This window comes from Kitasatospora sp. NPDC056783, assembly GCF_042789895.1.
Classification (GTDB): Bacteria; Actinomycetota; Actinomycetes; order Streptomycetales; family Streptomycetaceae; genus Kitasatospora.
Window position 1 is genome coordinate 1 of sequence record NZ_JBHUAF010000270.1, and the last position, 11703, is coordinate 11703.

The 11703-nt window shown below is 68.8% G+C and carries 9 protein-coding genes and 1 pseudogene; 6 read left to right on the plus strand and 4 right to left on the minus strand.

What is annotated here, in order from left to right:
* Nucleotides 1–1296: IS21 family transposase (gene istA / locus ACFRMQ_RS29290; RefSeq protein WP_380733677.1), on the minus strand; the 1296-nt coding region annotated here is incomplete at its 3' end.
* 330 nt (nt 1297–1626) lie between these two features.
* Here istA and ACFRMQ_RS29295 point away from each other — a divergent pair.
* The 4 genes from ACFRMQ_RS29295 (at nt 1627) to ACFRMQ_RS29310 (ending at nt 5316) form a co-directional block, all read left to right on the plus strand.
* Nucleotides 1627–2658, plus strand: coding sequence for a hypothetical protein (locus ACFRMQ_RS29295; protein WP_380733678.1), 1032 nt, complete (start codon nt 1627–1629; stop codon nt 2656–2658).
* 21 nt (nt 2659–2679) lie between these two features.
* Nucleotides 2680–3045, plus strand: a complete 366-nt coding sequence (locus tag ACFRMQ_RS29300; protein WP_359899282.1) for a hypothetical protein — start codon at nt 2680–2682, stop codon at nt 3043–3045.
* A gap of 116 nt (nt 3046–3161) precedes the next feature.
* Complete coding sequence (locus tag ACFRMQ_RS29305) at nt 3162–3686, plus strand: hypothetical protein (RefSeq protein WP_380733679.1); 525 nt, start codon at nt 3162–3164, stop codon at nt 3684–3686.
* 34 nt (nt 3687–3720) lie between these two features.
* Entirely contained in the window at nt 3721–5316 is a 1596-nt protein-coding gene (locus ACFRMQ_RS29310) for a tyrosine-type recombinase/integrase (protein ID WP_380733680.1), read from the plus strand.
* Nucleotides 5317–5637: 321 nt separating this feature from the next.
* On the opposite strand, the gene ACFRMQ_RS29315 is transcribed toward ACFRMQ_RS29310, so the two are convergent.
* Nucleotides 5638–7578 carry a Tn3 family transposase gene (locus ACFRMQ_RS29315; protein WP_380733681.1) on the minus strand — a complete coding sequence of 647 codons (1941 nt, stop codon included), beginning with the start codon at nt 7576–7578 and terminating at the stop codon, nt 5638–5640.
* A gap of 44 nt (nt 7579–7622) precedes the next feature.
* Entirely contained in the window at nt 7623–8297 is a 675-nt protein-coding gene (locus ACFRMQ_RS29320) for a DUF4158 domain-containing protein (protein WP_380733682.1), read from the minus strand.
* A gap of 547 nt (nt 8298–8844) precedes the next feature.
* Here ACFRMQ_RS29320 and ACFRMQ_RS29325 point away from each other — a divergent pair.
* Nucleotides 8845–9243: a hypothetical protein gene (locus ACFRMQ_RS29325; protein ID WP_380733683.1), complete on the plus strand. Its 399-nt coding sequence runs from the start codon at nt 8845–8847 to the stop codon at nt 9241–9243.
* Between the two features lie 120 nt (nt 9244–9363).
* Nucleotides 9364–10171 (plus strand): annotated as a pseudogene (locus ACFRMQ_RS29330) (IS5 family transposase).
* 9 nt (nt 10172–10180) lie between these two features.
* Here ACFRMQ_RS29330 and ACFRMQ_RS29335 read toward each other — a convergent pair.
* A complete protein-coding gene (locus ACFRMQ_RS29335; protein ID WP_380733684.1) occupies nt 10181–11536 on the minus strand; it encodes a hypothetical protein in 1356 nt (451 codons plus the stop codon).
* Nucleotides 11537–11703: the final 167 nt, after the last annotated feature.

Below are 11703 nucleotides of genomic sequence, written 5' to 3' on the forward strand. Positions count from 1 at the left end.
GTTGACCTCCAGCAGCTGGCCGATCACCATGCCGCAGGCTTCGCCGACCTCAGCGGCCTGGGTGCGGCACCAGATCGGCGTGCGCATCTGGAAGGCGATCTTCTCCGGCGGGTAGTCGCTCTTGTCGGTGCGCTTGCCCTGTTCGAGGGCGGCGTGGGTCTTGACCAGCTCACCGTCGTGGAACACCTGGACCATGGTCGCGGTGGAGCGGACATCGACGCGCCGGCCGATCAGCTTCCAGGGGACCGAGTAGAGGGTGTGGCCGACCTTGATGTGGATGTCGGGGCCGACCGTCGCGGTGGACCAGCGGGCCAGCACGAACGGCGTGTCCGGCAGCGGCAGCAGGGCCTGGGCCTCGACGGCCTCGAACACCGACAGCGGGCTGGCTCCGCCCAGCGGTCGGCACTGGCGTCTGCCGGCGACGTTCTGGGCCCAGGTGACGGCTTCGGCCTGCATGTGCTCGATGGAGGTGAACTGGCGCCCGCTCCAGAACGAGTCACGAATGTAGGGCATGGGCCGCTCGACCCGCGGCTTGTCCTTCGGATGCAAGGCTCTCGCCGGGTCCACCAACGCCCCGTAGTAGGTGGCGAGTTCGGCATACGCTCTGTTGATCTTCGGGTCGTAGAGGTCGGGCCTGTCGACCCCCGTGCGCAGGTTGTCCGGCACCAGCCGGCGCGGGACGCCGCCGAAGAACCGGAAGGCCTCGACGTGAGCCTCAGTCCAGGCGTGCTGGTTCATGTGCAGCACGGGGCGCACGAACATGTGCCGCGAGCACGGCAGCACCATCACGAACGCCCAGACCCGATGCCGCTTGCCGGTGCCCGGGTTCGTCCACTGACCCATGAACCCGTAGTCGATCTGAGCCTCCGAACCCGGCTCGACCTCGTCCCGCAGCACGGTGACCCGCGACCTGGCCGCCTCGTCCGGCAGCGAGGCGTGCACCCACCGGCGCAAAGAAGAGACTGATGCCTTCAACTTGTGCTCGTCGCGCAGACGTTGGTGGATCGTGGTGACGGTGACCGTCCCCAGCAGGCTCTTGATGTAGTCCCGGTGCTGGTCCAGCTCCGGCCAGGTGAGCTGGTTCAGCCGCCGGTCCGCCAGATCCGGGAACCAGCTCTTGATCAGCTTGGCCCAGTCCGCCTCGCTCATCGGCGGCCCGCCCGGGGTGATCCCGGCTGCCTCCGCCGGCGCCAAGTACTTCCTGACCGTCTTGCGGTCCACCCCCAGTGACGCGCCGAGCTGGCTCTTCGAGCGGCCCGCGTACCAGTGGACGTAGATCTCGATGATGTCGACCACGGTGAACGTTCTCCTTGTCATCCGGTGTGCCCGTCGACCTCTCGGTCCGTAGATCGAGGGACACGTGCGACTCCGCGATGACCACGACCCTCAACCCGAACTCCGCCATGCCCATGGGGAATCAGAAGAACTCGGTGTGAGGCACAACCAGAGGCTCAAACCACCCGAACCAGGGAAAACCTACCCATCCCCGGCAACGATCCCCGGCCTCAGCCAGGCTGCCGGAGAGAGTCGCGCCACCGCCTCGCGGTCACCGTCCCCATGGGGAATTACGTGACCGTGAAGGTGGGGAATTGCGTGACGCTGAAACCACCCCAGCTGGGGAATTTCGTGATCGCTGACACGCTGACCCATGAGGCTCTGGACGAACTCCCGGAAGGCAAGGTCGTCGAGCACATCCGCAGCGTGCTGGTGGCCACCGGCACGCTCCCACAGCGGGACGAGCAGATGGTCCGCCTCGAACGGCACGTCAGAGATCTCGTCGCCTCCCACGCGACCGTCGAGGGGCGCAAGGTCCTGCACCGATACGCGACCTGGCACCTGCTGCGGCGCCTTCGCCGCCGCAGCCGCGGCAAGGACATCACGCACACCCAGCTCACGGTCGTCCGCCAGCATCTGCGGGCAGCCGTCCACCTCCTCGACTGGCTCGACGACCAAAACCTGACTCTCGCCACCTGCCGCCAGATCGACCTCGAACGCTGGATGACCAGCGACGACGTCCGCCACCGCCGGGAAGCAGGCAACTTCGTGCGCTGGGCTCTCTCCCAGAAGATCGCCCGCGACCTCAGCTTCCCAGCCGTTCGATGGAACGGCCCCTCCCGGCCGATGGACGACGAGGCCCGCTGGACCACGGCCCGCCGTCTGCTCCACGACGACACCATCCGAACCGAAGACCGCCTCGCCGGCCTGCTCTTGCTCCTCTATGCCCAGTGGCCCGCAGCGATCTCCCGCCTGACCGTCGACCACATCGAGCAGACCGACGGAGCGGTCCGCATCCGACTCGGCGAAGTCCCGGTCCAACTGCCCGACCTCGTCGCAGACTTGGCCATCCAGCAGGCCACGGTCCGCCGCAGTCACGCCGTCCTCGCACGCATGGACTCGCCCTGGCTGTTCCCCGGCGGCCAGCCCGGCCGTCCGATCAGCGTCTGGGCCATGGGCGAACGCCTCCGCAAACTCGGCATCCGACTCGCCGAGACCCGCTCGACCGCCCTGTTCCAGCTCGCCGCCGAACTCCCCGCCGCAGTCCTTGCCCGGACTCTCGGCATCGACATCACCGTCGCCGTCAAATGGCAGCGAGCCGCAGCCGGCGACTGGGGCACCTACGCGGCCGACGTCAGCCGACGGCTCACATCCCAGGACTGACGACTACAGAAAGGACATGTCATGGGCGTTTACGTATCGGTCAGAGGCTGGCTGGAGTGCAACGAGACACAACTCGCCAGCATCCAGGAGATCATCTCGTCCCACGCCGACGATCACTACTCCAACGGATGGGGCACACCGCGGCAGCACATCAACTGGACCCACTACATCTTCTACGGCGCCGACATTCGCGAGTCGGCTCTGGACTGGTTCCTGAACCAGCTCAGAGAAATCGCCCGGATCCCGGCTTCCGACGACGACGGGGACCTCGTCCAGGGCCTGTTCCTTGCCAGCCACGAGGTCGATGGGGCGGCCGAGTGGCAGGTCCGCGAGGGCCAGCTCTTCGTCTCGCCTGCCGACGTCAGACACCGGTACCTCGACGAGTAGACCCACCTATTCCGGAGGTTCCAATATCCGACTCCACCATTACGGGTCTCCGATCCGGCCGTCGTCGCCGACTATCACAGGGCGCTCGACCAACTGGGCCGCGACGGAGCCGACACGTGAGGGCCGGAGCGGTCTCCACCGCCGCCCAGCTTGCGGTGCCCTCGCAGCGTGTCTGGCGGCCAGCGAGGCACTGTCCCGAGGCCGAGTACCTCGCGTTCGTGAACGGGCAGGACATCCACCCGGGCTACCGCGGTGCCAAGCTGCGGCACTACCGCGTGTTCATGCAGCGCTGGCCGAACATGACCGACTGGTTCGCTGCCCCGCTGGTGGAACGGGTCGGCCGGCTGCCGGGCGAACCCCACACAGCACCCTCCCTCCCGGTTTCCTTCCGGGCCCGCCCCTACCTGCTGTTCCTCGCTCTGCGCGGGCACATCGCTTTCGACTACCCGTGGATGCTGGGCGCCGGGCAGCTGCGGGTCATCGACCCGGCCGCCGAGCTGGGCATCGACCTGGGCACGGGCGCCCTGATCGAGGAGGCCGTCGCGCTCGGATACGCCGCGGGTTCGGCCAGGCAGGCGATGAACTGGACGGTCAGCCGGAGCCCTGCACGCCGGCCTGACGCGCGCCGAGGACATCACTGAGGGGCACATCGCGGAAGCGCTCGAAGCGGTCCGGTTGTTCAGCGAACGCGAGGACCTGCACCGCTTCTACCCGTCGGCGCAGGGCTACCGCGATAACGCCTCCAAGCAGTGGGTGACGCATCTGCACCAGTTGCAGGTCGTGCTGTTCCACCGCGGCCAGGTGGCCGCCCAGCCTCGCAAGTTGATGCCGTCGTGGAAGCCGCCGATGGACCTGCCGCCGCGCATGCTGGCGGTGGCCCAGAAGTGGCTGGCGGCCCGAAAACTGACCGACGCTCCGTCAACGGTCGACAAGCTGGAGCTCGCGGTGCGCGTGTTCGGCGTCTGGCTCGGCGAGAACCATCCGGAGATCACCACCTTCGCTGACGTCACCCGGGAGCACTGCCTCGGCTGGATCGGTCACATCGCCCAGGCCCCGACGGAGAGGACCGGTAAGCCGCTGGGCGTGATGTCGCGGATCCAGCGGATCTCCGGGCTGTCCCAGTTCTTCCGAGACACCGCGGTCTGGCAGTACGCCGACGTGCCCGGCCACACCCTCATCGGCACGGGCGACGCACCCAAGTACCCCCAGAAGGTGCCCCGCTTCATCCCCGACCATGAACTCGACAAGCTGATGCCGGCCATTGAGGCACTCGCCTGCCCGTTCCAGCGCGCCGCCCTGCTGGTGGCCCGCTGGCCCGGGGCCCGCCGCACCGAGATTCAGCGCCTCCCGATCGACTGCCTGGACCGCTACCCCGACGGCACCTCGCGGCTGCGGCTGTCCGGCCGCAAGACCTACCGAGAGCGCGTCGTCCCGCTGCACGAGGACGCCGCTACCGCCCTGCAGACGGTCATCGACCTCCGGAAGAACGCGCCCGAGCGGCCCTTCACCGACGAGCGCACCGGCGAGGAGGTCCGCTACCTGTTCATGAGCCACCGCAAGCTGCTGTCGACCTACTACCTGTTCGAGACCCCGATCCAGGACGCCTGCAAGGCTGCCGGACTGGTCCGTCCGGGCGGCCGTGGCGGCGCCGGACGCGGTACCGTCTCGGCCCACCGGTTCCGCCACACGGTCGGTACTCAACTCGCCGAACGCGGTGCGAAGCTGCACACCATCATGAAGGTGCTCGGACACACCTCCGTGAGCATGGCCCTCGTCTACGCGCAGGTCAGCGACCAGGAGGTCCTCCACGGCTACCGCGCCGTCCTCGGGCCCGGAGCGATGATCGCGGGCCCGGCCGCCGAGGAGCTCAGGACCGGCGCCCTGCCGGACACCTCGATCGACTGGCTCAAGACGAATTTCTTGAAGACCGAGCTGGAACTCGGCCGGTGCCTGCGCCTGCCCGCCGAGGGTCCGTGCGAGTGCGACCTCTATCTGACCTGCGCCAAGTTCGTCACCACACCCGACTACGCGCCGCGGCTACGGACGCGCCGCCGTGTCGAACAAACCCTCGCCCTGGACGCAGCCGAGCGCGGCTGGGACCGCGAGGTTGAACGGCATCGCTGCACCAGCCAGCGCATCGAGAAGCTGCTTGCCGACCTCAACGAACCGCTTGACGGCCCTGACGAATCGCCGGAGGTCGATCGATTTGAACTCTCGCTGCAGGCCCCGGGGCGCCCCGGCGACCCCGGTTTTCAACGCGGAGCCCCGTGACGGCGGATCAAGAAAGAGCGGATACTCCTCCGCGTGGCCGTGGTAGAGCGGTGCGACACGGTGGCTCAACGGCCCGACGACATGGGAAGGATCCGGGTGATGGTGGGAAACGAGGCGGCGGGAAGCGAACTGCTCGCCGACGACGAGATCAAACTGCTCCGGCGGGCACTGGCCGAATGGGGCGGCCCGGCCCACTCCAGCGATCAACTCGCCGTGGGCATGGGCTTCACAGACGAGCGCGACCTGCTCGACCAGTGCCGCAGGCTGCGACTCGCGCTCACCGACGATGTCCCGCTCGCCCAGGTCGACTGGGCCCGTGCCCTACTCGCAGCCGAGATCGTGTTCGTCAGCGACCTCATGGGGTCCGGGGTCGAGTGGTCCACCACCACGGGCCTCAGCGACGAGTCGACGATCCGGACCCTTCGGTCGATCCAGCGAAAACTGGGCACGACCATCAGGCCGTATTACGGCAAGACCCCGGGCTGAGGGATGATCAACTTGAACTGTCCACATAAAGCTCTGGCCCTGGGTGTCCGCGTGGATCGTGGTGGGCTTCACCTCGGAGGTGTTCTTCAGCAGGCCCTCGATGATGTAGACGGCCTCCCACACCCCGCACGGCACGAAGTGCGTGAACAGCGCGATGTACAGGTCGGAGACGTGGTGGTAGGCGATGCCGCCGACCGCGCCGTAGCGCACGGACGTCTCGGCGAGCAGGTTGTCGAGGTAGGTGTCCATGTGGGTGCCGTCGGCGGCTGCGGTGGTGCCGTTGCCCCACGCCCGGGACAGGTCGAGCTGGGCGTGCCGGTCCACCACGTCGCCGATCGCCTCGTTCAGCTTCGCCGTGGTGACGTGCCGCCGGGCCGCGACGGACAGTTCGTGGCCGGAGACGCCGGCGATATGCCGGGCGGCCTCGGCGAAGGTCATGTTCGTGCCCTTCACGAACGTCGTGATCACGTACCGGCCGAACGGGTCCTTCAGCTTCGGGTCGTTGCCGGACGCCGGCCCGAACCGGTGCCACCACTCGATCCAGTACGCGGTGCGAGCCACGATCCCCAGCAGGGTCCGCTCAGGCATCCGCTCCTTGATCGCCTGCTCCAGCACCAGCGCGCTGCGGCGCGGCTTCTCCGCCCGGCGGGCCTTGAGCTTGGGCACCCCGGAGTCGGGATCGATGAACAGCTCGTCGTTGTCCGGGTACTCGCCGTCCGCCGCGGCCGCCGCCGCGCTCAGGCGCCCGCGCAGCTGGGCGACCAGGGCCCGGCCGTCGAACGGCACCTGCTCGCCCGGCGCGACCAGGCCGACCTCCACCAGGTACTCCGGGAGCTTGGCCTCCACCTGCTCCCAGGGCAGCAGTTGCTCGGACCAGTCGGCGTACTCCTCCGAGCCGATCACCGCGACGTCGCCGGTGCGGAGTTCGTCGGCGAGGTAGTAGAACACCATCGCCTCGACGTGACGGCGCACGAAGTGCCCGGGCCGGCGCCGGTCGCGAATCGCCTTCTGCCAGTTCTGCGTGGCGAAGGAGACGTCCACCTTGCGGCCGTCCGCGTCGCGGTCGGGGATGAAGTCGCGCACCATCGCCCGGTGGGCCTTGGCGTGTGCGAGGGCGTCCAGCACGGAGGAGTCCTCGCTGGTCGCCTTCAGCTCGATCACGTCGGTCAGGTCGAACATCACCGGCCGGTCCGCCTTCAGGTGCCCGTGCAGCAGCACCTCCCAGTTGTCGCCGTGGTGCGCGGAGACCCGCTCGATCTGCGCGTACTGGGCGTCGAACCCGCCAAGCCCCTCCACCGCCGCGGTGAGCGAAGCGAGCCCGTTCGCCTGCACCATCAGCCCCTCGGCCAGCGTCAGCAGGGCGGGCGAGACCCGGCCCTCCAGCTTCGCCACGGCCTCGGCCGCGCTCGACTCCTCGTCCAGGCCCTCCAGCGCGTCCAGCGCCTGCTTGGTCAGCGCGGCGGCCTTCGCCCGCGCGCTCTGCGCGGGACCGCCGACGTCGACCTGCTGCAGCAAGGTGCGGTAGTTGGCGACCAGCCTCTCCACGATCTCCTGCTGCTGGCGCCGGATCTCCTCCAACTCCTCGCGGGCCTTCTTCGCCTTGCCCGCCATCCGCTTGCAGAACATCGTCGTCAGGTCGTCGCGGGCCCGCATCCTCGCCTTCGCAGCCAGGCAGGCGATCAGCGCGACCCGGCGGCGGGCGGTGTAGTCCTTGAGCGTCGCGGCGTCCTGGGCCTCCGCCTCGCCGGCAAAGTCCGCGACCTTCCCCGTCGCCACCGACTCCAGCCACTTGCCGGTCTCACCGAGGCCGTCGACCCACGTCAGGTGGCCCTTGAGGCGCTTGAAGTCGACCAGGTCGCCCGGCCGGGGTTGTGCTTGAGCGCGTTGAACAGCGTCCGCCCGTCCAGGCCGACGACGTCGACCAGGCCCAGCAGCCGCGCCCGCTCGTCCTCGGTCATCCGCTCCCGGATGCCGGCCAGGATCTCCTCGTTCACCCGGGCCCGCACGGTGGAGGCCATCGCGTCCTGGGTGGAGAACCGGGGGATCTCCAGCCCGGCCTCCACCGGTTTCTCCAGCGCGATGTTGATCAGGTCCGCCGGGTTGTTCTTCGACGCGGCCTCGACCCGTATCGTCTCCTCGGCCAGCGCCCGGGCGCCCGGCCCGTCGTAGCGCATCCCGCACCGCTGGCGGACCATGCTCCGCTGGCTCTTGGCCGTCCGCTCCGAGCCGTACACCGGCAGGGTGTCCTCAGGGAGCTCCGCCGCCCGGCGCACGAACTCCATCACCTGGTCCGGCACGTCGTGCGCCTTCGGGAAGCAGCCCATCCGCTGGTACGACTTCAGCGCCAGCAGCAGCAAGAGCTGGTGCTCGTCGGAGTCTGCGGACTCCCCCGCCCACGCCCGCTCTTCCTCGGACGGGGTGAAGAACACATGCAGCTCGCGCGCGGTGATCAGCCGCTTGAACCGCGGGTACGCGGTCCGCTCGATCGAAGTCATCCCCACCCCACCTGATGCCCACCCGTGCCGGACGCGCCGTACACGTCCGCGCGGGATCATCGCGGCGTCGGCACTGGTGAAGGATCAGAACAACGGAACCCGGGACAGGGCCAAGCCCTCGGTGGTAAGCCCGGGGGCGGGCTCACACCTCCAAGATCATCCCACTGCCCCTTTGGGGCTCACCTTGGCTGGACCCCCAGAAGCCCGTGGGTTCACGGAAACCGAAGGTTCTTCACCACGAACCCGCAGGTGCGATGCCCTGAATCTGGGGGAGGGGCCCGTGGGTTCGCGGCCAACTCGACCTGTATCCCCTATCTCTGACCCACGGTGCAAGGTAGTCAAGGCCCGGCATGCCTCTAAACTGCCGGTTCCCAGAGCAGAGAGGACGACCTGTCAGATGGCAGCGCCGGACGATACAACATCCCGCTCTCCGAGCGGTGCTCCTCGGCCTTTCGACTCGTCGCCAGAAGGCAGCGATAGGGAGAAGCCCCTGCGTCAGCGTATCGCTGACAGATGGAACCGCCTCGGGCCCGGTGGCAAAGCGGGTGTGATCGTGATCGGCGCTGTGGCGGCAGCGGTGGTCGGATGCCTCATCGCTTCTTCCAACACCCGCGCCACTTCGGCCGACGCGGTCGAGGAGGAGGACACCGATCCACCCACCCGCTCGTGGACCAACCACGCAGGCGGCTACTACGTGTGCAGTCACCAGGGGTGCAGCAAGAAGGTGGACCCGACCATCTTCGGTCACGACTGCTGCGGCCGCTGCTGGTCCGGCCGGGACTGCCTGAGAGCCGCGCAACGCGACTACGACGGCCCCGGCAGCTTCGCTCACACCTACTTCGAGGGGCTCCTGCGCCCCGGCGTCTGCACCGACTGCGGCGAACCGCCCGAAGCACACTCGTGGGTGTTCGATCGCCGCACCGGCCAGCGCCACCCCGCCGGCTGACCCTCCTCCGGCGACGTCACCTCACTTCCGACAACTTACTCGTCGATTACTTACTGATCGTTTCAAAATGAGTTGAGCTGCGCTCTTGTGCTCAACAATCTTAGTTGGCAGGGTGTCCGGGTGCGTGTTGATCTTGTGCCGGATGACCTGTGGGAGCGGGTGGCTCCGCTGTTGCCGCCCGCTCCCGAACGACGCCATCGCCATCCCGGGCGGCTGCGCGTCCCCGACCGGGCGGCCCTGGCCGGCATCATCTATGTGCTGCGGACCGGTGTCGCAGGCGCGATGTCCCCGCGCAGACCGTGGGCTGCTCCGGAGTCACGGCCTGGCGTCGACTGCGGGACTGGACCGAGGCCGGCGTCTGGCCCCGCCTGCACACCGCACTGCTGACCGAACTGCGCCGCGCGGACCTGCTGGACCTGGACGACTGCGCCGTGGACGGCTCGCACGTCCGGGCCCTCAAAGGGGGGATCATGTCGGCCCATCGCCCGTCGACCGCGCCCGCCCTGGCTCCAAGCACCATGTGATCGTGGACCGTTGTGGCACCCCGCTCGCCGTGACGCTCACCGGAGGCAATCGCCACGACATCACCCAGCTGCTGCCCCTGCTGGACGCGATCCCGCCGATTCGAGGACTGCGAGGACGCCCGCGGCGCAGGCCCCGGCGGCTGTTCGCCGACCGGGGCTACGACTTCGACAAGTACCGCCGCCTGCTGTGGAAGCGCGGCATCAAGCCGATGATCGCCCGACGCGGCGTCGCCCACGGTTCCGGACTCGGCAAGGTGCGCTGGGTCGTAGAGCGCGCCTTCGCCTGGCTCCACCAGTTCAAGCGCCTCCGCACCCGCTACGAGCGACGCGCCGACCTCCACCAGGGACTACTCGACCTCGCCTGCAGCATCATCTGCCTCCGGCGCCTTCGAAAGTCATTCTGAAACGATCTTTTAATCCCCGGGGACAGAGGAAGGAGTCCGGGACCAACTCGCCGGATCGGCTTCGGCGGCGTGCTCCAGCAGGGCCCGGGCGGAGTCCGCGTAGCGGATGGCGGTCTTCTCGTCCAGGCCGAAGACCTCGGCGAGGTGGAGCGGGTCGGGGCCGTGGACGAGCGCTTCTTCGAGCTGGCGGTCGACGCGGAGTCGTTCGAGGGTTGCGGTCTGGCCGCGAAGCGCGGTGGAGATGGAGACGCCGCTGATGGGGCCGCTCTCCAGGGCGGTCTGCTTGTTGATCAGCAGGTGCGGGTTGGCGGTGTAGGGCCAGCGCCGTCGCCGGTGCTCCAGCCAGGCCAGGGCCGTCTGCAGGGTGAGCTCGTCCAGGGGCCGGACGCGGCTGTTGATGGCGAGCCGGCGGTTGCCGATGTCGAGGTCGTCGAGCTGGAGCCGGCGGATCGCACCGGGTCGGGCGGCGTGGACGGCCGCGAGGGCGAGGATCAGCCGGTCCGCCGGGCGGGTCACCGCGGCGACGGAGGACCGGACGTCCTCGGATTCCAGGGGCTGGATGACGCCGTTCTCCTGTTGGCCGACCCGGATGCGGCTGGTCGGGTTCTTAAAGATCGTGCCGTTCTTCTTGGCCCGGGTGAACAGCGACCGCAGGGCGACCAGGGTGTGCTTGCGCTGGGAGCCGTGGACGGTTTCCAAGTGGGCGAGGACGTCGTCGCGGGTGACCTCGCGCAGGTGGTCGTAGCGGTTCGACCACTCCAGCAGCACCGGCCGTAGCCGGTTGAGGTAGCCCCAGACGGTTGCCACGTCCCGGGGCTGGGACCGGGTGCCGCCGTCGTGCAGGAGCCGGGCCCAGTCCTGAACGTCGCGCCTGATACCGGCCGCGAGGCCGTCGAGCTTGGACTCCAGCCACAGGTCGAAGGAGGACGGCCGATCATCGAGGAAGACGCCGATGCGGTCGAGTACTTCCACGGTGCGTTCGACGCTGAGTCCTCGGGGCCGCAGGGCCGGGAACAGCTCGGTGTGCCGGATGATGTCGCAGTCGGTGTGGCCGGACAACACGATGACCAGGGCCCGGTCGACGCCCAGGCAAACGCCTCGGGGCCAGCCGTGGGCCTCGCCGAGGCTGTGGGCGACGTGCCGGGCCCAGGCCAGCCATGGGTTGTCGAGCCGCGCGTGCTCCCGGCGGTCGAACCGGGTGAAGTCGCGGCGGGCCTCGAACAGAGTCGGCTGGACCCAGCCGGAGGCCGACGGAAGCGCCGGGGCGGGGTCGGGAAGCCGGGGCCGTCCCCGGCGCTTGCCGCGCGGCGGGCCCGGGCAGCGCGGACGGTGGAGGTTGATCAGGAACAGCTGATGATGCCGCACCTGTTCCAAGTATGGCTTCAGTACGGTGACTTGATCTTTGGCGTCCTGGCTCGCCTGGTGCCAGCACAGACGGCAGTAGCCCTTCTTCAACCGCACGAGTCGCCGGCATCCGCTGCACTGGGCCGGCTCCTCGGTACGGCGGAAGCTCTGGCACGCGCTGCAGGCCC

Excerpts from the sequence above, each read along its gene's own strand:
- ACFRMQ_RS29300 (WP_359899282.1), top strand. The coding sequence starts at position 2,680 with ATGGGCGTTTACGTATCGGTCAGAGGCTGGCTGGAGTGCAACGAGACA.
- ACFRMQ_RS29320 (WP_380733682.1), bottom strand. The coding sequence starts at position 8,297 with ATGACTTCGATCGAGCGGACCGCGTACCCGCGGTTCAAGCGGCTGATC.